This is a genomic window from Marinomonas sp. A3A (genome assembly GCF_018336955.1).
Classification (GTDB): Bacteria; Pseudomonadota; Gammaproteobacteria; order Pseudomonadales; family Marinomonadaceae; genus Marinomonas; species Marinomonas lutimaris.
In genome coordinates, this window is the sequence record NZ_CP025532.1 from 1,224,745 (window position 1) to 1,247,572 (window position 22,828).

Here is a 22,828-nt window from a genome sequence, read left to right on the forward strand (position 1 = left end):
TTGCGTATTATGTACGGCCTGACATTATTTACCTTATTAATTGATGGAAAACGGTATCATAGGTGCTTGCTTTTAGGCTGTATTTTGCCATGAAATTGATAGGGGAAGTTGGTAGGAAAGATGTCCATTTTAAACAATGATTTTTTAGCCTTAACACTTGCACACCAAGACGGTATTGCGCCTTTTGAAGTTTCTTTTCCAAGTGGTCTAGGTTTTGTTGAAGATACAGGGATTCTACGCCTTGAGCCTAAGCATTCTAGTGCGACTAGCCTTGTATTGTCTGTTGGTGTACATGGTAATGAGACCGGACCGATTGAGTTAGTAAATAAATTGGTCACCGCGATTTTAGACGGTACGATCCCATTAAATATTCGGCTGCTAATATTAGTTGGTAATCCTGTCGCTGCAAATTTGGCAAAACGCTTTTGCGATGTGAACCTGAATCGTTTATTTCGTGGTGCTTGGCAAGAATACGCTGGCTTTGAAGCTAAGAGAGCAAAGCGCCTAGAACAAGCAGTTTGCGACTTCTATTCGCTTACTGAAAATAAAACGGATCAAGTAAAACTGCATTACGATTTACATACTGCGATTCGTGGTTCTGTTCATGAAAAATTTGTCGTTTATCCCTATGTTGAAAATGCCATTTATAATAAAGATCAATTGGCGTTCTTGGCTGCAAGTGGCATTGATGCTGTTTTATTGTCGCATCAACCAACAACAACCTTCTCGTACTATAGTTATGCCGTGCATGGTGCTCATGCTTTTACGGTAGAACTTGGGAAAGTGTATCCGTTTGGTGAAAATGATTTGTCGCGTTTTGCCGATCTTGAAGCCAGTTTGACTCTATTGCTGGAAAAGGGCGTTTTAGCGCAATCTTCCTTGTCTAGTTTGCATGTATTTCGTGTATTAGACAGCTTGATAAAAGACGACGACAGTTATGAGCTCAGTATTGCCGGCGATGTAAAAAACTTTACTCAGTTTGAGGCTGGTTATCGCATGGCTCATTCTGATAAAAGTGATTACTACATCAAGCAAACAGGAGATGCGATTGTATTTCCTAACACCAATCTTCCTATTGGGCAGCGCGCAGGCTTGATGGTTAGACCAGTAGGGCTTGGCGATTTACAGTTAAGTTAAGTCAAACTTGTTTCGTGTGTAAAAAAAGAGATTTAAGCCAAACTGCTTGAATCTCTTTTTTTTATATCGTATTGTTACGTTATAACATTAATTTAACGGTATTAAATAATGAATAAACTTCTTTTTGCGTTGGGTGTGTCTGCCCTGTCTCCTCTAGCTTTGGCAAAGCCAGTAATTGTTACCAGTATTAAACCTGTTTCTATGATTGTTGCCGCGATTGCAGGTGATAAAGCTGAAATTCAACAGATCGTATCTAGTACCGCATCACCCCATGATTTTGCTATGCGCCCTTCAGATCTTAAGAAAATCATCAATGCTGATACTGTCGTCTGGGTTGGTGAGTCACTAGAGCGTTTCTTAGAAAAACCGCTTGAAAATGCAGGCAAAGAAGAGTCGTCAATTGAATGGCTTGCTCTGGATGGTATGGCATTGCATAACTTTGCTAAAGAACATCATCATGATGAGGACGAAGCTGAAGAAGATCATGACCACGACCATGAAGCGCATGGTGATCACGAAGAGCATGGCGATCATGACGAGCACGAAGGTCATGAAGGCCACCATCATGACGGTGTTGATCCGCATGTTTGGCTATCACCTGACAATGCTAGAGTATTGGCAAAAGCAGTGACAGCTCGCTTGGTGTCATTGGATTCTGCGAACGCTGAATATTACAAAGACAACTTAGCATCGTTTGAAAATGGCCTTAGTGTGAAAGACGCAGAAATACGTAATGCTCTGAACAAAGTCAATAAAGTGCCTTATATTGTTTTTCATGATGGCTATAGTTATTTTGAACAGCATTATGGTTTGAGCCATGCGGGTGAAATTACGGTCAGCCCAGAGCGAAAGCCTGGCGCGAAAAAAGTCGCTGAAATCCGTCATGAAATCCAAGAAAACAAAGTGCAGTGTGTTTTTAGCGAACCGCAATTTAGTCCTGCTATAGTGAAAACCTTGCTGGAAGGTTCTGACGTGAAAACGGCACCTTTAGATCCATTGGGCAGCAAAGTGAAGATGGGAACAAATGCCTACTTCTCATTTTTAGACAGTTTGAGTGGTCAATTCCTTAGCTGCTTAGGTTAATTCCTTCTCCTTCACCAAAGAGTAAGTGATGAAAACTTGCTCTTTGGTAGGCGACCCGCTTCCTCCTCTGTATAATGATGCCACTTTACGATTATTACATTGAGCAGCGAGGCTTTATGAGCGATCTATTTAATTTGAGTGCCGATTCGAGTACTGACTCCGATATCCTTATTGAAAGTGCTCGACGTACTTTATCAACGCAAGCTCAAGCTCTAGCCAATTTAGCTAATCAAGTCACCGAAGAATTCCCAAAAGCCGTTCGAATGATTCTTGCAAGTAAGGGTCGTACCATTATTTGTGGCATGGGAAAATCTGGTTTGATAGGTAAAAAAATTGCCGCTACATTAGCCTCCACAGGTACACCGAGTTTCTTTCTTCATCCGGGTGAAGCCTTTCATGGTGACTTGGGTATGATCCAGCCGGAAGATGTCTTAGTGCTGATTAGTTTTTCGGGTGAAACTGAAGAGCTGATGCGTTTATTACCTTCCCTAAAAAGTTTTGGAAACCCAAGCATTGCCATGGTGGGAAACATTGATTCTACCTTGGCGAAGCATTGTGATTGTGTACTAGACCTCTCTATCGATAAAGAAACCTGCCCAAATAATCTAGCGCCAACCACATCAACGACCATGACAACTGCAATGGGTGATGCTTTGGCTGTGGCCTTGATGGAATGCCGTAATTTCCAGCCGCAAGATTTTGCTCGTTTTCATCCTGGTGGCAGCTTAGGCCGTAAACTATTAACTCGTGTTAAAGACCTAATGCACAAAGAAAACCTTCCGGTTTGCACGCCAGAAACCACATTAAAAGACGCTATTTCCGTCATGACTCATGGCAGAATGGGCGTTGTATTGATTCAAGAAACAGGTAAGTTGCTGGGTATTTTTACCGATGGTGACTTACGTCGTGCCATGCTTAAAGAAAGTGAAGGCATGATACATAAAAGCATGGCAAGCTTGATGACGCCGAACCCAAAAACTATCAATGAAAATGTGATGATAGTGCAAGCTGAAGAACAAATGCTGCGCGATAAAATCACCTTGCTGGTGGTCGTGGACGATGCGAAAAACTTGTCCGGAATTTTAGAAATTTACGATCGATAAAAACGGGTCAACTAATTTTACGCCGCTTTAGACGTGTTTAGAGTGAGCAAATCTAGATTAAAAATGGAGTTCTCATGACGCAGTCATCTCAAGAATCAAAAATCATTAAAATTGGTAACAAAATTGAAGTCGCTAACCACCTTCCTTTTGTTTTGTTCAGTGGTGTTAACGTATTAGAGTCTCGCGACTTGGCAATGTGTGTTGCGGAAGAACATGTGAAAGTGACGCAAGCGCTGGGAATTCCTTATGTATTTAAAGGTTCCTTTGATAAGGCGAACCGTTCGTCTATTAATTCTTTCCGCGGCCCAGGCATGGAAGAAGGTCTAAAAATTCTGCAAGAGATCAAAGACACTTTTGGTGTGCCAGTGATTACCGATGTGCATGAAGAGCACCAATGTGCACCAGTGGCCGAAGTAGCAGATGTGATTCAGTTGCCGGCGTTCTTGTCTCGTCAAACGGATTTGGTTGTGGCAATGGCGAAAACTGGCGCAGTGATCAATATCAAGAAAGCGCAATTCCTAGCACCACATGAAATGAAGCATATCCTGACAAAATGCCAAGAAGCCGGAAATGATCAACTTATGCTTTGTGAGCGTGGCACCATGATGGGCTACAACAACTTGGTTGTTGATATGCTTGGCTTTGGTGAAATGAAAAAGTTTGGTTTCCCTGTCATGTTTGATGTAACCCATTCTTTGCAGCGTCCAGGTGGTCGTGAAGATTCTGCCGATGGTCGTCGTGCGCAAGTAACAGAGTTAGCCCGTGCCGGTATGTCACTTGGCTTGTCTAGTTTGTTTTTAGAAACCCACCCAGACCCAGATAATGCTAAATGCGATGGTCCATGTGCTTTGCCTTTGGGTAAATTAGCGCCATTCCTAAAGCAGATGAAACAGCTTGATGAATTGGTAAAAACCTTCGAAACATTGGATACGAGCGTTTAATAAATGGATGCGGCTTTTCTTTCTTCTTATCCTACGCTTGCAACTGATCAAGGTTTGTTAGCTAAACTACAAGCCTTGAAGCTAGTGGTTTTTGATGTGGATGGCGTACTAACCGATGGCCGTCTACTTTATACCGAGCAAGGTGAAACAATAAAACGTTTCAATGTAAAAGATGGCGTGGCAATGAAGTTGCTGCCAAAGTGGGGCGTTCATATTGCAGTTATCACCGCAAAAGACTCTGCACCATTAAGACAGCGGATGAAAGAGCTAAAAGTAGAGCATTTCTATCCCGGTTGTCATAACAAAGCTGAAGCGTTTGATGAGTTAGTAGCGCGTTTGGGGATTACGCCAGAAGAAGCCGCTTATGTAGGGGATGATGTGATAGACCTTCAGGTTATGCCTAAGGTAGGCGTTGCTTTATGTCCCGCTGATGCGCATATTTTATTGCAACGTCATTGTCCGATTATACTCAGTAAAGCGGCTGGTGAAGGTGTCGCTAGAGAAGTCGCTGACATGGTGTTAGCCTCTCGAATGTCCTTAGAACACGCTTATGAATTGGCTCAAAAGCCGGAGTTTGAAAAATAATGACTGACTCTTTAGATACAATGATTGGTTCTGCAGCGCTACCTGATTTTCACATAGTGATTCCTGCTCGCTACGCTTCTCAGCGTTTTCCGCAAAAGCTGATGGCTGATTTAGGTGGCAAGCCGGTACTGCAATGGGTTTATGAGCTGGCACTAAAAGCTGGCGCGCAATCGGTGACGATTGCCACAGACCATCAACTTATTGAAAAAGCGGCAATAGGTTTTGGTGCTTCAGTGGTGATGACTCGTGATGACCATGAAAATGGCACTGAGCGTCTTGCTGAAGTGGCTGCAAAAATGGGTTGGCAGGGCGATGAAATTGTCGTCAATGTGCAAGGCGACGAACCCTTTTTGCCAGTTAACTTGATTCATTCCAGTGTCATTGCTTTAAACAAAGACAAAGAAGCCGAAATGGCAACGGTCGCTTGTGTGATTGATCAAGTTGAAGATTTCTTTAACCCAAATGTGGTGAAAGTAGTGTGTGATGAAAAGCAGCGAGCGCTGTATTTTAGTCGTTCACCTATGCCTTGGGATAGAGACGGCTTTGCCAGTAATCCTGAAAGGACAGGCATGTTGCCAGTTGGCTTCCCTGCGCTGCGTCATATTGGCTTGTATGTTTACCGTGCCAGTTTATTAGCAAGATACGCAGATCTACCTATGTCGCCATTAGAGCGTTGGGAAAAGCTTGAGCAATTACGCTTTTTGCATCAAGGCATCAAGGTTCAAGTGGCTTTGGCGGATGGTCTGCCTACTCATGGTGTGGATACGCCAGAAGACTTGGAAAAGCTCAGATATCAGCTTTCTTTGGATAGTATCTAGTCTTTTTATTCAAAAAGTTTTCATTTAAAACGCTAAATCTTAATAAGGTTTGGCGTTTTTTTTGTGTCCTAATCTTGCATTTAAAGTGTAAAGAAATGATAAGGAAAGCCGATAGCTTTATAAGTTATCGGTTTTTTATGGCCTGATTTTTTTGTTTTGTACGCTAGACAAAACAGTATTTATTGAAAAGAGTGACAAATGAGAAAGTATTTGACGATTTTTAACCTAGGTTTAATGTTAGGTCTGGGTGTTTCTAGCTCTGTAGCTATGGCCTCTATGTATGTTTATCAACCTATTGGCTCAAGTACCGTGTTAGGAAGCTATGGAAATCGTCATGCGTTATCGACTGCTGCAGGTAATCCTGCTGCTTCCTATTTGATGGCAAATCTACAAGGCTTCCGCGTCGGTTTTTTAGGGCCGATAGGGATAGGTATTGAGGGCGGAGGTGTAGATGACATAAACGATAGAGTAGATGAGCTTGAAGCTATTTTTGATGAGGACTTTACTTCTAGTATTGATATTGACGCGATTAAAACTGAAGCTCAATCGGCTCCAGATCCTGATGCCTTCGTGGTCGCTAAAATTGATGAGGTGTTAGCGGACATTAATGACTCTCTTGATTCGGCTGACGTGGTTATTTCCGATATCAGCCGAACCACGTACGCAAAATTTTCGACCACAGTCCAAGGGCCTTTTTTGCCTATTATTTATAAAACTAGACGTCGTGGTGTTTTTACGTTAGATGCGAGTGCCTCTCTAGTCGGGCGGGCTGATGTTTTGGCGGACAATTTAACACTCACGGGTGTGGACGAATTGGAAGCAGTTACCAGTGCTTCTGATCTTGATACTGTTAATGTCGACGATGCAGATGTAGAGTCTGATACCTCTGTGTATATGAAAAGGGCGTCGGATCTTCGTTTTAGCTTGGGTTACAGTGAGATGGTATCTCGCTCAGAAACCAGTGCGCTAATTGTCGGTGGTCGACTGAACTTCCATCGTCTTGCTTTAGATCAAAAACTTACGGTATTGAGTGAAGATGACGACTCTAGTGTTTCTTATAGTGATTTTTTCTTAAGTCGAGATTCTGTCTCATCTGGTATTTCGCTGGATTTAGGGCTTATTTTGACCGGCCGAAATTTTCAATTAGGCGCTTCAATAGCGAACGTGAACGAACCTGAGTTTGATTACAAAGGTTTAGTCAGCAACTGTTCTGGATTAACGGGAGCAGATAAAACCAGTTGTGAAACGGCGCTTAGGTTTGCTGGAAAAGGTGTCTTTTCATTAAACGAAACTTATAAGATGGAAGCCCAGATGACGGTTGATGCAGCTGTAAAAAGCAAGGATCAGCATTTCTCATTAGCAGGATCTTATGATGTGAACGCGATAGCAGATCCATTGGGTGATGAATATCAGTGGGCGACGGTATCCTTGTCCTATTTTACTGATAGCTGGGTTTTACCGGGGATGCGTATTGGCTATAGAAAAAACTTGGTTGGTAGTGAGCTAAATTATTACACTGCGGGTCTAACATTCTATCGGCGCTTAGACGTTGATGTTGCTTATGCACCTGAAAACGATGATGGCAATAGTGGGGCTTATGTATCAGTTGGTTATAGTTTCGTCTACTGAGTGGCTACACTTTAATAGTTTGCCTGGACGTAATAATGGCTTGCAAGGGCACATCCCAGCCTTCAATGGGTAGGCTTTTTACTTCTTGGCAGTCATGTGCCAAGCCTATTAGTAATGGCTTTTCGTCGGCTCTTTTGTTGGCAAAGGTTCTGTCGTAAAAGCCGCCTCCCATGCCAAGGCGTCCGCCCTTTGAATCGAACCCAACCAAAGGTAACAAGACAATATCAAGCTCGTTGCCTGATAAATATTCTGGCGTTACTGGTTCTTTTATGCCGAAAATATTCTCTTGCCAGATTGTCTCAGCAGTATAGCGAGCAAAGGAGAGTTGTTTGTCTTGTACGACGGGAAGATAGGTTTGGATATTTTGCTGCCAAAAATAGTCGCACAATAGATGGGGGGAAATCTCACCGTCATTGGTGAGGTACAAAGCAATTCGCTGAGTGTTATCTATATTGAGATAACTAAGCTGTTCTTTGAAGTTAGACAATAAACTAGTAGATGCGCTAAGTTGCTCATCTTCGGATAAACTTCTTCTGGTTTGACGTAATTGACGACGGAGTGTCTGTCTAGGATCTAGATGAGAGGTCATAAAAGAGTTTCCCAAGTTGCCGTTTCGGCTATTGGCCTTGAACCCAGTGGTTCAAGGTGGAAAGAACTGTGACTCTTTAGGCTTTCCGACGCACGGACATGCACACCAAGCCAGCAGGCTCTTTCCGGGGTATTACTCATAGGCTCAAGGGCGTTAAGCCGCTTCGAACAACCCAGGAAACGAATTCCAGTATAAAGTAACTCACTGTAGAAATCACTCAATAGCACAAATCGTTTTCTGCGTTGTATGAAGAAAATTCGTGTTCTACGCTTGCAATCAAAAAAGTAGATCAAGAAATAAACCATAGATGTTTATTCGTTAACCAACTTTGTTTCATGCGCTAAAGCCGCATCAAGCTGCGACGTCAGTTCTCGCAACTGTTGCTCGTTAGAACGGGCGTATTTTCGATTATTAAGCATATCGTGAGTAATATTCAATGCAGCAAGTACTGCTATTTTTTCAAGGCCGACTATTTTTCCGCTGGCTTTGATTTCACGCATTTGATTGTTTAAATACTCAGCAGCTTCTTTCAAATCTGCTTCATGCCCTTTAGGGCAATTTATCTTATAATTTTGTCCCAGTATGGCGACTGAAACGGTTGGCTTATCCATATTGACTCCATTTGATAGCAAGGCCCACAAAAAATGGTCTGTTTTTCCATCATTGGGTAGCGAATGGCATTTTATGCTGCGACTAAATTCGTTACAATTCCGAATCACATTTATCCACACTGTTTATAGCAAATTGACGCCAATATGGAAATAAACCCGATACTTTCTAAGATAAAAGACCTTTCAGCTCGTGCTTTAACCCTTCGGGGGTATCTTTGACTACGAGTCAAAGAAAGAACGCTTAGAGGAAGTTAACCGTGAACTGGAAGATCCAGCTATTTGGAACGATCCAGAATACGCCCAAAAACTTGGTAAAGAGCGTGCTGCGCTTGAAGCCGTTGTTGAAACCCTAGACAGCATGGAATCCGGTGTTAACGATTCCAAAGAGCTGCTAGACATCGCCGTAGAAGAAAACGACGAAGATTCCGTAGAAGCGGTTGAACTTGAACTAGAAGAGCTAGAAGCTTTATTAGCCAAGTTAGAATTCCGTCGCATGTTTTCCAAAGAAATGGACGAGAACAGTGCTTTCTTGGATATTCAGTCAGGTTCCGGTGGTACCGAAGCTCAAGATTGGGCCAACATTCTATTACGCATGTATTTGCGCTGGGGTGAAGACAAAGGCTTTAAAGTTGAGCTGATGGAAGTATCTGCAGGCGACGTAGCGGGAATCAAATCCGCGACTATTCGTTTTGAAGGCGATTATGCTTTTGGTTGGTTGCGTACTGAAACAGGCGTGCATCGCTTGGTTCGTAAGTCTCCATTTGACTCTGGTAACCGTCGTCATACGTCATTTGCGTCCGTCTTTGTTTCACCAGAGATCGATGACAACGTTGAGATTGAAATCAATCCAGCGGACATTCGCACTGATACTTACCGTTCATCCGGTGCCGGTGGCCAGCACGTAAACACCACAGACTCTGCGGTACGTATTACTCACGTTCCTACGGGCATCGTAGTGCAATGTCAAAACCAGCGTTCTCAACACGCTAACCGTGACTTTGCCATGAAACAACTTCGTGCCAAATTGTACGAGTTTGAAATGATGAAGCGTACCGAAGCGGCACAGGCTGTGGAAGACAGCAAATCTGATATCGGTTGGGGCAGTCAGATTCGCTCTTACGTATTGGATGCGTCGCGTATTAAGGATTTGCGTACAGGAGTGGAAACTTCCAATACTGGTGCTGTGTTAGATGGCAATTTAGACCAGTTTATTATTGCAAGTTTAAAACAAGGCCTATAAAGCGCCGTTCCTTATTTAGAACATTTGAAAAAGAGTAGATAGCAAATCATGGCTAACGAAAATAACACAGAATTCACAGTACAATCTGACGACAATCGCTTAGTAGCAGAACGTCGCGGTAAATTGGCAGCTATTCGTGCAGAACGTAATGCTTACCCAAATACATTTCGTCCAAATGCGTATGCAGAGGATCTTCAAGCGGAATTCGGTGAACTAGAAAAAGCCGATCTAGAAGAAAAAGATCATAAAGTGAGCATCGCTGGTCGTATCATTCGTAATCGCGGTGCTTTCATGTTGCTACAAGACATGACAGGCCAAATCCAAGCTTACGTAAACCGTAAAGCTTTGAGCCCTGAGCTATTGGCTGATCAAAAAACATGGGATTTGGGCGACATCATCGGTATTTCTGGTCCTGTGCACAAATCTGGCAAAGGCGACCTGTATATTGATATGCAAGAAGCGCAATTGCTAACCAAATCTCTACGTCCATTACCTGACAAGCACCACGGTTTGTCTGACATGGAAATGCGTTACCGTCAGCGTTACGTTGATTTGATCGTAAACGAAGAATCTCGCGAGACTTTTCAAATGCGTTCAAAAATTATCTCTACGATTCGTCGCTTCCTAGAAGATCGACGTTTCATGGAAGTTGAAACGCCAATGTTGCAAACGATTCCAGGTGGTGCGTCAGCGCGTCCATTTGTTACGCATCATAATGCCATGGATATGAGCATGTACTTGCGTATTGCGCCAGAGCTTTACTTGAAGCGTTTGGTTGTGGGTGGTTTTGAGCGTGTGTTCGAAATTAACCGTAACTTCCGCAATGAAGGTACCTCGACTCGTCACAATCCAGAATTCACTATGATCGAATTCTACCAAGCGTATGCAGACTACAAAGATCTAATGGATCTAACTGAAGACATGCTGCGCACGGTTGCAGAAAAAGTACTTGGTACAACAAAAGTGACATACCAAGGTTCTGAATACGATTTCGGTGCGCCGTTTGTCCGTATGAGCATGCTTGATTCGATTTTGCACTACAATCCAGAATTGACTGCTGCAGATCTCGAAACGCTGGAAGGCGCGACGGCTGTTGCGAAGAAACTAAAAATCGATGTGAAACCGATTTGGGGTCTTGGTAAGCTTTGGACTGAAATTTTCGAAGAAACCGCAGAGCACAAATTGGATCAACCGACTTTCATTACTGAGTACCCAGCGGAAGTGTCTCCACTGGCGCGTCGTAATGATGATAATGATTTCATTACAGACCGTTTTGAATTCTTCGTTGGTGGTCGTGAAATTGCTAACGGTTTCTCGGAGCTTAACGATCCAGAAGACCAAGCAGAGCGTTTCATGCGTCAGGTCGCAGAAAAAGACGCGGGTGATGATGAAGCGATGCATTACGATGCAGACTACATTAATGCGTTAGAATATGGTTTACCACCTACCGCTGGTGAAGGTATTGGTATCGACCGTTTGGTGATGTTGTTCACCAATGCGCCTTCGATCCGTGACGTATTGTTGTTCCCGCATATGAAGCCTCAGGACTAATCCTAGGCCGGATAGTGACTGATAAAAAATTTTAATGTATTTATAAGGCCTCAATTGAGGCCTTATTTTGTTTCCATACTCTATTTTTGATGACGTACAACGGAGCATTCCATGAGTCGTTTTTGGACAGATAAAATTGCTTCTCTTGACCCTTATGTGCCAGGCGAACAACCGCAAGACAAAAAGTACATCAAGCTAAATACTAACGAAAGCCCATACTCGCCATCACCTAAAGCTATAGAAGCGATGGCTCTAGAAGTCAGTGAGCGTTTACGTCTTTACCCAGACCCAAACTGCGTGACCCTGAAAAACGCCTTGGCAAAAAGTTATCAGCTAGACGCTAATCAAGTGTTTGTTGGCAACGGCTCGGACGAAGTATTGGCGCTTGCCTTCATGGGGTATTTTGCTGGAGACAAGCCGTTGGCATTTGCCGACATCACCTATAGCTTTTATAAAGTGTACGCTGGCTTATATAGCATTGAACCAAAACTGATTCCGCTTAATGATGATTTCGACATCATTCCTGCGGATTACGAAAACCTAGACGTGTCAGGTGTGGTTATCACCAACCCGAATGCACCGACGGGCAAAGCTTTACCTTTAGCTGATATTGAAGCAATTCTAAAAGCGAATCCTGATGTGGTTGTGCTGGTAGACGAAGCCTACGTGGACTTCGGCGCACAAAGTGCCGTGTCTTTGATCAATCAATATCCAAATCTATTGGTTGTGCAAACCTTGTCTAAATCCCGTGCCTTGGCAGGGATTCGTGTTGGTTACGCGTTGGGCCATCCAGATTTGATCGAAGGTTTGGAGCGTTTGAAGAACTCTTTTAACTCCTACCCAATTGATCGGATTGCCTTGGCTGGTGCAACTGCAGCAGTGGAAGATGAAGCGTATCTAAAAGAGATTTGCGAAAAAACCATTGCCACTCGTGAGCAATCAGTTGAAGACCTTGAAGCACTGGGATTCAACATCATTCCTTCCGCAACAAACTTTGTTTTCGCAACACACCCAGACAAGGATGCTGAGCAAATTTACTTGGCTTTAAAAGAGCTGGGCATCCTTGTGCGTTTCTTTGGTAGCAACAAACCACGCATCGGCAACTACCTTCGCATCACTATTGGTACTGATGAAGAAATGGCGGCGCTAACGGCTGCGTTGAAAACCTTGTAATAGCCTATTTATAGTTTGTATTAAACGCTATATCCTAAAAACCGCTTATAAATGAGCGGTTTTTTTTATGTTCTTAGTTTTTTGTTAGGCTAGGTTTTTATGGAATGTTCTGGAGAGTGAGCTATGGATGTATTTGAAACACTTAATGGGTTGAGCATTTCATATGAGAAGTTTGATCATGCCCCTGTTTATACGTGTGAAGAAGCCAATCTTATAAACACTCATATATCCGGCGCGAAAACGAAGAATTTGTTTTTGCGAGATCGCAAAGGAAAGCGACATTTTTTAGTTGTTGTTTCGGATGAGAAACAAGTAGATTTAAATTTTTTGTCTGACTGCCTTGATGTTAAACAGTTGAGCTTTGCCTCGCCTGAACGCCTAGATAAGTACCTAGGTACAAAGCCTGGTTCAGTGTCTATCTTGGGCGTCATTAATGACCCAGATGGTTTCGTCGAACTCATTGTTGATCAAGATATATGGCAATCCGAGGCATTACAGTGTCACCCCTTGGTGAATACCTCTACCTTGGTTATTAAGCTTAGTGATATTAAAACGTTGTTTGAGCATTTGGGGAGGGTGAGTAAGATCATTAAGCTTTAAATGTTTAACTGGTTTTCTGGAAGTTTAATATGTTCAAGGAGTTATAGATGCTGGGCCCTGTAATACAAGAAGAAACCACAGGATGTGGTATCGCTGCTGTGGCGAATATTTTGGGTAAAACCTATTCACAAATGAAAGCCTCTGCCAATGCGATGGGAATTTATGCGGATGATAAATCTCTTTGGTCGGATACCCAGTATGTTAGAGAAATGCTGTCTGCTGTTGACGTGAAAACATCGACCGAAGAGATTCCTTTTGCATCATGGAGCACTCTGCCAGATTTAGCTTTGCTTGCTATTAAACACCACCAAGAAGCAGGTAAAGACTTCTGGCATTGGGTGGTGTTTAAGCGAGTTGATGGCAAAGCTTTTGTGCTAGATTCCGCCAGTTACTTACCTGCCAATATTCGAACAGACTTCGAGGATATGCAGCCAAAGTGGTTTATTGAAGTTATAGTTTCTTGAATTGGGTTTGAGCAAAAATAGTGTAATACTGACATCTTACGAAGTGGGTACCTAATCGATGCGAGTCTTATGAATCAATCTTTATTAGCGGAACAGCACACGACGGAATCCTTGGCAAATTTACTGATTCGAGTGGCAAAAGAAGATCGTTCAGCCTTCTCTGAACTGTATGAAGTAACTTATCGGAAACTTTTTGGCATTGTTTATCGTATCTTGAAGAATCAGGCGGTATCCGAAGAGGTGTTGCAAGAGGTTTATCTTAAAATATGGGATAAAGCCTCGAGTTTTGATGCGAACCTTGCGTCACCCATTACTTGGATGGCAACCATTGCACGTAATCGTACCATTGATGAAGTGCGGAAAAACCAATTGCCAAGCAGTGATACGGATGTGGATTTTGATTTAATCGTAGATGACTCTATGGCGCCAGATGATTCTTTTAGCAAGAGCCGAGATTTATTAAAGCTTGAGTCTTGCTTGGCTGGTCTTGAATCGCCTCGTGCACAAATGATAAAGGCTGCATACCTTGATGGTTGTTCCCGTCAAGAGCTTGCTGAGCGTTTTGAACAGCCTTTAGGTACTATTAAAACTTGGCTTCATCGCAGCATCAAACAGCTGCAAGGTTGTATGAACTTATGAATAACGACGAAGAAACATCCATTCACACATTAGCTGCAGAGTATGTACTGGGTACTTTGGATAAAGACGAGCGCGACGCGGTAGAAGCACGACGTGTGAATGATCCTTTGCTCGAGCAAGCTATTGTAAACTGGCAAGCACACCTTGCTGGGCTAAACGACTATGTGCAGGATGCAGAGCCAAGGGTAGGTTTGTTTGATGAGATTTTAGCTAAGCTCGATCAACAAACTGATAAAAAATCTTTGAGCAATGATTCGCTAAACTTAGCCGCTTCAACCGTTGTTGTCGAAATGGAAGCGATGCGTGCAAAGCTAAAGCGCTGGCGGTTTACTGCATTTGGCGCCTCTGCTATTGCCGCGTGTCTTGCTGTATTTATGGTCATTAAACCACCAGTTGCGCCAGTCGTTCAGGCTAATGCACCTTTTGTTGCGGTTTTTCAAGCGGACGATAAACAACCTGCTTTTATTATGTCGCTGGATATTGACACTCGTCAGCTTACTGTTCGCCCTGTTAGTGCACAAGGACAGGCAGAGGGGAAAACCTATCAGTTGTGGATTAAAGCGGATGAAATTGGGCCAACACCGCGATCTTTAGGTTTGTTGGCGAATGTGGCTTCGCCAATTCAAAAGCAAATTAATTACGATCCGGCGGTGATTCGTCATGCAACGTTTGGAATCAGTGTTGAGCCTGCAGGCGGTTCTCCAACCGGAGTACCAACTGGGCCAGCCATTCACGGTAGGCTATATCCAACGTCTTTGTGATGAAGGAATCGTGGTGGCGCAAAGTTGAACTAAAAAACAGCCCCAGCAGGTAGCTAGGGCTCATTAGTAATCAGTATCATCTTTTTTTGAGCAAAGTTTTGCGTCAAGCGGCGTCAAAACTTGGGCTTAATACTTCTGCAATGGCATCATTTGAAAGACAGCCAATAACTTGGTTGTGACTGTCTAGCACTGGCAACAAATGATGGTCTGCTAAAAGGGCGATCGGTAACACGGTTTGTAAGTAGTCTTTCTCTTTCACACTACTTTGATGTAAAAGTGGTGAATCGATACGACCAGCTTGGTAAGCCGCTAGACGATTTTTACTGACCACACCTTGCAGCTGGTTGCTTTTGGTCCAAACCAAGATGTCATGTTTTTTGAACGCATCGGCTAAGCCTTCTGCAGAATCGCAATCTATGACTCTGTTCTTGCTTCGCTCCATAATATGCTTAACTTTTAAAGCCTTGGCGCGGTTTACGTCTTTGGCAAAATCTCTTACATAGTCATCGACTGGATTTAAAATAATATCTTCAGACGTACCGACCTGAATCATTTCTCCGTCTTTTAGTACGGCAATGCGATCACCTAAGCGTAATGCTTCATCTAGATCATGGGTAATAAAAATGATGGTTTTCTGCAGTTTGCCTTGTAGTTCGATTAACTGAGTCTGCATCTCATAGCGGATCAGTGGATCAAGCGCTGAAAAAGCCTCGTCCATTAAAAGGATTTCAGCGTCTGTGCACAGGGCTCGTGCTAACCCCACCCGCTGTTGCTGACCGCCAGACAGTTGAGAAGGGTATTGATCTTCGTAGCCTTCCAGACCTACGACTTCCAGCCATTGTTTGGCTTTGTTTTTCCAAATACTAGGTTTTTTCCCTTGAATTGATAAGCCGTAACCTACATTGTCGAGGACGCAGTGGTGAGGCATCAAGCCAAAATGTTGGAATACCATGGACATCTTATGGCGACGGAATTGAATTAACTCTTTTGGGCTTAGGGTTAGAATGTCTTCGCCTTCCACTTTTATCTTACCGGCTGTTGGGTCGATCAAGCGGTTAAAGTGACGAATCAAGGTGGATTTGCCAGACCCTGATAGTCCCATGATGACAAAAATTTCACCGCGATTAACCGAGAGATTTATGTCGCGTAAGCCAACTGTGTGACCCGTGGTAGCGAGCACATCGCTTTTGCTCATACCATCATTCACCTTTGGTAATACCTTTTCTGGGGTATTGCCAAAGATTTGAGTGAGGGATTCAATTTCAATAAGTGGAGTTGAATTATTTTCCATTGTGGTCGCCTCTAAGATGTTTTTGTGTGCGCTTTGCATAGCTTTGAGATACGCGGTCAAACATGATAGCGAGGGCTACAATCGCTAATCCATTCAATAAGCCTAGGGTAAAATATTGATTAGTGATGGATTTTAAAACGGGCTGTCCAAGACCTTTTACGCCAATCATGGAAGCGATAACGACCATGGCGAGTGCCATCATAATGGTTTGGTTGATACCAGCCATAATCGTTGGCATGGCGAGTGGTAGCTGAACTCTAAACAGACGTTGTGTTGGGGTTGCTCCAAATGCTGTCGCCGCTTCCAAGGTTTCGTGCGGTACTAGGCGAATACCCAAATTGGTTAAGCGAATGACGGGCGGTATAGCGTAAATTACCACTGCGATGACCCCTGGGATTTTGCCTATACCCAATAGCATTACGACAGGAATTAAATATACAAAGGCTGGCATGGTCTGCATTATGTCTAAAAAGGGGGTGATGATGGACTGCGCTCGATTTGAGCGTGCCATCATGATTCCCACGGGAATGCCTATGACTATGGCCAAGAAGGTACAAACGGTAATAATACTGAGCGTTCTCATCGTATTATCCCACATGCCAAAATAGCCAATGGTTAATAAGGAAAGGGAGACACCAACGCAAAGTTTCCAAGAGCGGCTCATGAAATATACCAAGCCAGCTAAAACCCCCAAGACTAACCACCAAGGTGTATTTAGCAGCAAGTTTTCAAACCACACTAGAAAATTCAGAAGAGGGTCGAAGAAAGCTTCGATTTGGTCGCCATAAGCACGCGAAAAATCTCGGTATGCACCATCCAGTGTTTTTCGTATTCCCAGAAGTTCTCTGCGGCTCATATCGGGAAATTCAGTAAGCCAAGATTGATCAGCCATAGTATTTTCTTTTGGTTAAATCAGGTAGGTAAAAATCACGAGCAAGGAATAGGTCTTGCTCGTGATATACTTTGCTATGCAGCAACTCTATAAGTTATCTAGCGCTGTCATAATTTTGTTTTTAACATCTGCGTTGACCCACTTAGACCAGACATCCTCATGCTCAAACATAAAGTTTTCTGCGGCATATTGTCCATCAGCCTGGTTTTCTTCAATCCAAGCAAGTAAGCCATTCATTTGCTCGTTGGTGAAAGAGCGTTTGCCTAGGTAGGCATAAGCTTCTGGCGATTTGTCAGCAAATTCGTCAGTGGTAACTGTGTAGACTGGAGAAGGTGGGTACATAGACACTTTTGGATCTAAACAGTCTGCTAGCGCAATACAGTTTATAAATTCCTCTGTTTTTACACCTGAGCCAAAGTCGACCTTAACCATTTTGTACTTACCTAGCACAGCTGTTGGCGCCCAGTAGTAACCAAACCATGGTGCTTTACGCTCATAAGCTTTGGCGATAGAACCGGCTAGACCCGCGCCAGAACCTGGGTCGATCAATTCAAACCCTTCTTCCTTCAATTTTAGGGCTCGAAATAAATTAGAACTGGAAATCTGACAACCCCAACCTGCAGGACAGCCGTAGAAGCCAGATACGTTATCATCTTCAGGGTGTGGGAATTCTTTTGCGTGTTTGATCACCCCTTCTATAGTGGCAAGTTCTGGGTCTTCTTCAACCATGTAAGCAGGAACCCAGAAACCTTCTTCACCACCGTCAGATAGAGACTTACCAGCGAGTTTTAAGCGACCCTCATCAACACCTTGGTTCAATAAGTCATTGAAGGAGTTCGTCCAAAGTTCTGGTGCAATGTCTGGCTGGCCTTTTTCAATCATTGATGTACCTGTTGGCATAGTATCACCTGGTACTAATTCTGCATCGCAACCAAAGCCATTGGTTAGAATGAACTTATCAATGTTAGCAATCAGTGAAGCCGAGCTCCAGTTCATGTCTGCTATGGTCACTTTTCCGCATTCGTGGTGAGCCGCGAATGCTCCTGAAGCTCCCAGAGTCAGGGCAACAGAAAGTAGTAATTTACTTTTCATAATTGTGTCCTTTAGTGATGATTTTTATTAAAGAATTTTGGTTTTTTTTATAGGAAGTTGACTATTAACTTACATATCTAATTATTACATTTCAAATTTTTAATCATTTTAGTTGTGATTGAATGCATCCAATATGCTTGATTTGGTTGCTTTTTAAGTGAAAAAGATACACTGAGTATTTGAAGCTTTGTGTCTAAATTAGATGTGTGAATTGTGTTTTTGTCGGATTCAAGCCTTCTCCTAATTAGAAGAATTTTTACGTCACATGTGTGATTAGTTGGCATTTATTTTCAAGTGTAAAAAATAATTTTTAAAAACACTTATTTGCTGAAACCTTTTTCAAGTGTGCTCGTAACTATGAGTGTAAAAAGAAAATACTACTCAATAAGACACAATTTAGAGGTTTATTATGAAAAATACATTTTCACGTATTGCGCTTGGTTTAGGTATTTTGACAATGACTGGTGTTACGTTAGCTGGTGGAATGAGCGGTAAACTTGCAGTTAAAGGCAGTGATCAGGATGTCTCGGGCGGAACTGTCAGTGCCGACATGATAATGGCTGAGAGCAATGGTTGGTTGGTTGTTCATCGTACAGATAAGGCGATGAAGCCTGGTCCTGTGGTAGCTTATGCGCCACTTAAAAAAGGCGAAAATCATGATGTGGCAGCGATTCTTACTGAACCTGTTAAGTCTGGTGAAATGCTAATGCTGATGTTGCATGGCGAAGCTGGTGGCATGAAAACAGGTATTTTTGAATACACCTTGGGCGCGAAAGAAGATGGCCCAATCAAAGTAGACGGCAAGCTGGTGATGGACGTGATCACAGCAAAATAATGTAGAAGATTAGTCAATAAGGGCAGGTGAGTTCGCATCTGCCCTTTTTTTTCTTATGCATATAAGTAAAATAGGCTGAATATATGAGAGGGATTTACGACTATCTAAAATGTTGTGTATGAGTTCCCGCGCTCATGTTAAGGATTGTATATCATAAGATAGGATGTGTTATGAACAAGGAACAAGCTCAGCATTATATCGAGAATAATCTGAATGATGGCGATGTCTTTAAAGGTTTTTTCAAGCTATTAGCCCACCAAAAATATTGCTCTTCTTTCTAATAGGTCCTTTTTTTGTTCTAAGAATGAAATCTTACATGATAGGTGTAAGTGAGAGTGGCATATATTTTTTTAAATTGAGCTATCTTGGCAAGTTTAAAAGTATGGACTTCTTTCGATTTGATGAAATAGAAAAAATGAATTTTGGTGTTCTACGTTACCACTGACTTTGATTTTGTTGTTAATGAACTTGACTACTTTCAATATTCACTCATTAATGATGCCGATATATTTTTGTCTTCCCCTTACCGAGTTTTCACCAATATATTTATTCACGCCGACTTTGTGCATTTTTTGGGTAATATTTTGGGGTTAGGTTTGTCGTCACTCTATGAACGCCGAGTGGGAGCAAAACGTTTTCTACTGGTTCTTTTTATCAGTTTCATGGTGTCAAACTTGTCTATTCTGTTTTACTCAGGTGATGTAGTAGAAAGTGGTATATCTGGGGGCATATTTGGTTTAGGTGCTGCAGGGGCTATTCTATATTGTCGGTTACGGCCAATATGTAGAGAATCTTTTGGGATGGTTAATGACCGATGAGAATATGACTCGCCTTCCTATAGCGATAACCGCTTTTGGCGATATTTTATATTATCGTTTGTTAAACGAAGAAGGTGATGATGAGGTGATTGAAGATGTTTCATTTATTGATCCTCATACCTCCGACACGGGCGCCCTTGCTTGGGATGCTGTGGATTTCTTCAATGACTGGTGTTGCGACCAAGACGTTATTAATGACTTTTTTGTCAAAAGTAAAGTAGAGGCCATCCAAGCATTAAAAGGCCCATTGGCTGTTGATGAGATGTATTTTTATACGCCTGCTTTACGATTAGGTGGGTCAGACTCAGTGGATAGTGGTGATAAAGGCAATGCAGTAGTCCATTTGGATATTTTGTTGAATACGGCGTTAAACGGTTAAATTTATTAATAATGGCCCATCAAGGCTGATGGGCTGAGTTATGAATACTGAAGGGAGCTCTTCTATGGAAGCCTATGAGTACGGAATTTATTGTCGATTAGAGGATGAGAAAAAACTGGTTCAAAATATCAATCAGTTTTTAGTGTCGCTTAATTATCGGAAAATGTATAAAACCGAGCCGAGAGCCATTCGAGATCCGGACAATCCTGAAGGTGAAAAGCGTTATGCCTATTGTTATCGCCAATTTATGAAGGAAGTTCCTCGGTGGTACTTTGATATTTATCCCAATCAAGATTTAGATGGGCAGTCTCGATTTCCTGACTATCTTGATATCGCATGGACTCTTTATGTGCGAAAAACAGACCATGTAAAAAATTCAGCTGAAGATCGTATTTATTTGGATGACTTCTTTTCCAGGCTCTCTTCTTCTTGCGGTTTTCCCGTTCAGCTACTTCACTCTTATTCTGAAGGTGAAAACCGTAAGTAGAGTGTTGGCGCTTTGTGTATTTCTCCGCTGCTGTCTACTTAATAAGTTAGCAAAGGTCAGTTATGGGACATAGCTGGCTTTATAGCTCATTAAGCGTTTTATCCCAGTATGGATGTGAACGGCCAAAAAAATCAGCCATAAAGTCGAGAAAATACACGACCTTTGATGACTTCATTCGATTTCCAGGATAGAGGGCGTAAATACTTTGTTGAGTATCTTTTTCCGATCCTTCCCAATTCTCTAGCAAGGCGACCAATTCCCCAGACGCCAAATGCTGAAACACCAACCAGCGTGGAAATAAGATAACTCCTTGACCCGCTAAGGCTGCTTGTACCAAGATATCCGCATTATTGCTGCATAGGTTGCCAGTGACTTCAATGTACTCAAATGAGGTCTTGTCTTCTTGTCGGAAGAACCAGTTACGACGCCCGTTATTTCCTTTATAAACCAAACAGTTTAAATCAAGCAGTTGCTTCGGCTGAGATAGACTATCGATTTTTTCTTTTATATTTTCAAGATAACTTGGCGCTGCGCACAGTACAAATTGCTCGTCTGCGATGGCTTGGTAACTCAGGCTAGAGTCTTCAAAACCGCCAATGCGAATAACAATATCTGACCCATTTGCCACGGGATCGACATAGGCATCGGTTAGCATCAACTCAACATTAATGTCTGGATAGTGTTGTTGAAACTGGCAGATTAATTTGGACAAGTGTAAGCGGCCAAATGAAACCGGCGCATTAATGTTTAAGTTACCTTGTGGCGTAAGGAGAGAGCCTTTGGCATGCTCTGTCGCCAAGTCTAAACTCGTTAATGCTTCTCTTACTTCGGCGAAATAATAGGCGCCCACTTCAGTTAGTTTTACTGCGCGGGTGTTCCTATAAAATAGCCGCTGGCCAAGCTCTTCTTCCAAGGCTGAAATGTATCGAGAGATAGAAGAGGGCGGCAAATCCAACTCGCGCGCTGCCGCAACAAAGCTACCTGTTTTGGCAACGGAAAGAAAAACCCTAAGAGGTTTGATGCTCATAATGCAATTATCACTTGTTATTTGTGTTATTGATTTAATTTAAGCACTAATGAAGAATGCCCGCAACGAAAACGAGTGGAATGAAACGTATGCAAATAATTGTTTATCTCCTGGTGCTAGCAGCGGGCATGGGGTTGTCTATTGAGGCTGGACTCTTAGGGCCTTTAGGTGAGTTAGTCGGGCACTTTTCAGCCACGCTAGCGATTTTTATGATTGGTTCGATATTGTTGTCATTGATTATGATTTTCTTTGCCAAGCCTAATTTGTCTGAACTATTCAAGCAGCCTAAATGGTTACTGACCGGCGGCGTGTTGGGCCCTATTTATGTGGTATTCCTCACCATAGCGACACCGATTATTGGTGTCGGTATGACAATGACCAGTGTTTTGTTAGGGCAAATCGGCATGAGTCTGGTGATTGATCATTATGGTTTGTTAGGCAGTGAAAAACGCGGGATTGATCCGTATCGAATTTTGGCCGTGGTGATGATTGTTGTTGCCCTTTGGCTTTTGAGTTAGGAGCAAATAGTATGACCGTATTTTTCGCAGTTTTTATGTTGATATTGGGCGGTGTTGCCCTGTCTGTACAATCTTCAATTAATGGACGTCTTGGTAATAGTGTTGGCGTAATAGCCAGTGCTTGGCTGACTTTTGTGATTGGTTTCGCTATCTCGTTCTTATTGCTTTTCTTCTTTGAGCCAAATCATGAAGTTACTCTTTTTAGTGCGCCTAAATGGCAGCTTATCGGGGCCTTATTTGGCGTAATGTACATGTTGATAGTGGTGTTTGCTGTGCCTAAAATTGGTATCGCAGCGGCGACAGTGTGTACCATTTCTGGTCAGTTGATTATGAGTTTGATTATCGATCATTTTGGTTGGTTAAATAATAATATTATTCCATTAGACAGTAATCGGTATGTTGCCATTTTATTATTGATTGGCGCTATCACAATGATTTATCTGAGTAATAAGCGCATCGCAAAAGCCGCTTAATAAACCATCATTTCATTTTTAATGGCCTAGCCGATCTGTAATCAATAGATCGGCTAGGCCATTTTTGTCTTTATTCCTTCATCACGAGAAGT

General features: G+C 42.6%; 26 protein-coding genes and 1 other RNA gene. 20 read left to right on the forward strand and 7 right to left on the reverse strand.

The window, feature by feature from the left end; all coding sequences use genetic code 11:
• Positions 1–120 precede the first annotated feature (120 nt).
• The 7 genes from astE (at position 121) to traF (ending at position 7,296) form a co-directional block, all read left to right on the forward strand.
• A complete protein-coding gene (astE, locus tag CYL31_RS05665) occupies positions 121–1,137 on the forward strand; it encodes a succinylglutamate desuccinylase (RefSeq protein ID WP_212917976.1) in 1,017 nt (338 codons plus the stop codon).
• Between the two features lie 108 nt (positions 1,138–1,245).
• Complete coding sequence (gene znuA, locus CYL31_RS05670) at positions 1,246–2,220, forward strand: zinc ABC transporter substrate-binding protein ZnuA (RefSeq protein WP_212917977.1); 975 nt, start codon at positions 1,246–1,248, stop codon at positions 2,218–2,220.
• Between the two features lie 116 nt (positions 2,221–2,336).
• Entirely contained in the window at positions 2,337–3,323 is a 987-nt protein-coding gene (locus CYL31_RS05675) for a KpsF/GutQ family sugar-phosphate isomerase (protein ID WP_212917978.1), read from the forward strand.
• A gap of 74 nt (positions 3,324–3,397) precedes the next feature.
• Entirely contained in the window at positions 3,398–4,264 is an 867-nt protein-coding gene (gene kdsA / locus CYL31_RS05680; protein ID WP_212917979.1) for a 3-deoxy-8-phosphooctulonate synthase, read from the forward strand.
• Between the two features lie 3 nt (positions 4,265–4,267).
• Entirely contained in the window at positions 4,268–4,849 is a 582-nt protein-coding gene (locus CYL31_RS05685; protein ID WP_212917980.1) for a KdsC family phosphatase, read from the forward strand.
• Positions 4,849–5,667 carry a 3-deoxy-manno-octulosonate cytidylyltransferase gene (gene kdsB, locus CYL31_RS05690; protein WP_249411707.1) on the forward strand — a complete coding sequence of 273 codons (819 nt, stop codon included), beginning with the start codon at positions 4,849–4,851 and terminating at the stop codon, positions 5,665–5,667. The genes CYL31_RS05685 and kdsB overlap by 1 nt, the downstream gene beginning before the upstream one ends.
• A 198-nt stretch (positions 5,668–5,865) precedes the next feature.
• Entirely contained in the window at positions 5,866–7,296 is a 1,431-nt protein-coding gene (traF, locus tag CYL31_RS05695) for a conjugal transfer protein TraF (RefSeq protein ID WP_212917981.1), read from the forward strand.
• A gap of 4 nt (positions 7,297–7,300) precedes the next feature.
• Here traF and CYL31_RS05700 read toward each other — a convergent pair whose 3' ends face one another.
• The 3 genes from CYL31_RS05700 to CYL31_RS05710 all read right to left on the reverse strand — a co-directional run bounded on the left by CYL31_RS05700 (position 7,301) and on the right by CYL31_RS05710 (position 8,496).
• A complete protein-coding gene (locus tag CYL31_RS05700) occupies positions 7,301–7,885 on the reverse strand; it encodes a 5-formyltetrahydrofolate cyclo-ligase (protein ID WP_212917982.1) in 585 nt (194 codons plus the stop codon).
• Positions 7,886–7,889: 4 nt separating this feature from the next.
• Positions 7,890–8,067, reverse strand: a non-coding RNA gene (ssrS, locus tag CYL31_RS05705) — 6S RNA.
• A 129-nt stretch (positions 8,068–8,196) separates the two neighbouring features.
• Positions 8,197–8,496: a cell division protein ZapA gene (locus CYL31_RS05710; RefSeq protein ID WP_012068846.1), complete on the reverse strand. Its 300-nt coding sequence runs from the start codon at positions 8,494–8,496 to the stop codon at positions 8,197–8,199.
• 144 nt (positions 8,497–8,640) lie between these two features.
• On the opposite strand from CYL31_RS05710, the gene prfB reads away from it, so the two are divergent.
• From prfB to CYL31_RS05745, 7 genes are all read left to right on the forward strand, one after another.
• A protein-coding gene (gene prfB, locus CYL31_RS05715) for a peptide chain release factor 2 (protein WP_212917983.1) occupies positions 8,641–9,736 on the forward strand; the annotation gives its coding sequence in 2 pieces (ribosomal slippage) (positions 8,641–8,712 and positions 8,714–9,736; 1,095 coding nt in all).
• A 48-nt stretch (positions 9,737–9,784) separates the two neighbouring features.
• Positions 9,785–11,287 (forward strand): lysine--tRNA ligase, encoded by a 1,503-nt coding sequence (gene lysS / locus CYL31_RS05720; RefSeq protein ID WP_212917984.1) that lies wholly within the window; start codon positions 9,785–9,787, stop codon positions 11,285–11,287.
• Between the two features lie 111 nt (positions 11,288–11,398).
• Positions 11,399–12,460 (forward strand): histidinol-phosphate transaminase, encoded by a 1,062-nt coding sequence (gene hisC / locus CYL31_RS05725; RefSeq protein ID WP_212917985.1) that lies wholly within the window; start codon positions 11,399–11,401, stop codon positions 12,458–12,460.
• A 123-nt stretch (positions 12,461–12,583) separates the two neighbouring features.
• Complete coding sequence (locus CYL31_RS05730) at positions 12,584–13,060, forward strand: prolyl-tRNA synthetase associated domain-containing protein (RefSeq protein WP_212917986.1); 477 nt, start codon at positions 12,584–12,586, stop codon at positions 13,058–13,060.
• A gap of 47 nt (positions 13,061–13,107) precedes the next feature.
• Positions 13,108–13,524: a hypothetical protein gene (locus CYL31_RS05735; protein ID WP_212917987.1), complete on the forward strand. Its 417-nt coding sequence runs from the start codon at positions 13,108–13,110 to the stop codon at positions 13,522–13,524.
• A 69-nt stretch (positions 13,525–13,593) separates the two neighbouring features.
• The gene (locus CYL31_RS05740; RefSeq protein WP_212917988.1) at positions 13,594–14,163 is read left to right on the forward strand and encodes a sigma-70 family RNA polymerase sigma factor; all 570 of its coding nucleotides are present in this window, start codon (positions 13,594–13,596) and stop codon (positions 14,161–14,163) included.
• Positions 14,160–14,924 (forward strand): anti-sigma factor, encoded by a 765-nt coding sequence (locus tag CYL31_RS05745; protein WP_212917989.1) that lies wholly within the window; start codon positions 14,160–14,162, stop codon positions 14,922–14,924. Before CYL31_RS05740 ends, CYL31_RS05745 begins: the two co-directional genes overlap by 4 nt.
• Positions 14,925–15,027: 103 nt before the next feature.
• Here CYL31_RS05745 and CYL31_RS05750 read toward each other — a convergent pair whose 3' ends face one another.
• The 3 genes from CYL31_RS05750 to CYL31_RS05760 all read right to left on the reverse strand — a co-directional run bounded on the left by CYL31_RS05750 (position 15,028) and on the right by CYL31_RS05760 (position 18,199).
• Entirely contained in the window at positions 15,028–16,215 is a 1,188-nt protein-coding gene (locus CYL31_RS05750) for a quaternary amine ABC transporter ATP-binding protein (protein WP_212917990.1), read from the reverse strand.
• Positions 16,205–17,107: an ABC transporter permease gene (locus tag CYL31_RS05755; protein WP_212917991.1), complete on the reverse strand. Its 903-nt coding sequence runs from the start codon at positions 17,105–17,107 to the stop codon at positions 16,205–16,207. Before CYL31_RS05755 ends, CYL31_RS05750 begins: the two co-directional genes overlap by 11 nt.
• An 87-nt stretch (positions 17,108–17,194) precedes the next feature.
• Positions 17,195–18,199, reverse strand: coding sequence for an ABC transporter substrate-binding protein (locus CYL31_RS05760; RefSeq protein WP_212917992.1), 1,005 nt, complete (start codon positions 18,197–18,199; stop codon positions 17,195–17,197).
• 409 nt (positions 18,200–18,608) lie between these two features.
• Between CYL31_RS05760 and CYL31_RS05765 the strand changes: the two genes are divergently transcribed.
• The 4 genes from CYL31_RS05765 (at position 18,609) to CYL31_RS05780 (ending at position 20,718) form a co-directional block, all read left to right on the forward strand.
• The gene (locus CYL31_RS05765) at positions 18,609–19,034 is read left to right on the forward strand and encodes a DUF7282 domain-containing protein (protein WP_249411708.1); all 426 of its coding nucleotides are present in this window, start codon (positions 18,609–18,611) and stop codon (positions 19,032–19,034) included.
• A 425-nt stretch (positions 19,035–19,459) separates the two neighbouring features.
• Positions 19,460–19,852 (forward strand): rhomboid family intramembrane serine protease, encoded by a 393-nt coding sequence (locus CYL31_RS05770; RefSeq protein ID WP_212917993.1) that lies wholly within the window; start codon positions 19,460–19,462, stop codon positions 19,850–19,852.
• Positions 19,842–20,231: a T6SS immunity protein Tdi1 domain-containing protein gene (locus CYL31_RS05775; protein ID WP_212917994.1), complete on the forward strand. Its 390-nt coding sequence runs from the start codon at positions 19,842–19,844 to the stop codon at positions 20,229–20,231. The genes CYL31_RS05770 and CYL31_RS05775 overlap by 11 nt, the downstream gene beginning before the upstream one ends.
• 40 nt (positions 20,232–20,271) lie before the next feature.
• Positions 20,272–20,718 carry a hypothetical protein gene (locus tag CYL31_RS05780; RefSeq protein ID WP_212917995.1) on the forward strand — a complete coding sequence of 149 codons (447 nt, stop codon included), beginning with the start codon at positions 20,272–20,274 and terminating at the stop codon, positions 20,716–20,718.
• Between the two features lie 79 nt (positions 20,719–20,797).
• Here CYL31_RS05780 and CYL31_RS05785 read toward each other — a convergent pair whose 3' ends face one another.
• Entirely contained in the window at positions 20,798–21,745 is a 948-nt protein-coding gene (locus CYL31_RS05785; protein WP_212917996.1) for a LysR family transcriptional regulator, read from the reverse strand.
• A gap of 89 nt (positions 21,746–21,834) precedes the next feature.
• On the opposite strand from CYL31_RS05785, the gene CYL31_RS05790 reads away from it, so the two are divergent.
• Together CYL31_RS05790 and CYL31_RS05795 are read left to right on the forward strand one after the other, a co-directional pair.
• Positions 21,835–22,263: a DMT family transporter gene (locus CYL31_RS05790; protein ID WP_100636959.1), complete on the forward strand. Its 429-nt coding sequence runs from the start codon at positions 21,835–21,837 to the stop codon at positions 22,261–22,263.
• Between the two features lie 11 nt (positions 22,264–22,274).
• Entirely contained in the window at positions 22,275–22,736 is a 462-nt protein-coding gene (locus CYL31_RS05795; RefSeq protein ID WP_212917997.1) for a DMT family transporter, read from the forward strand.
• The last annotated feature ends 92 nt before the right edge of the window (positions 22,737–22,828 follow it).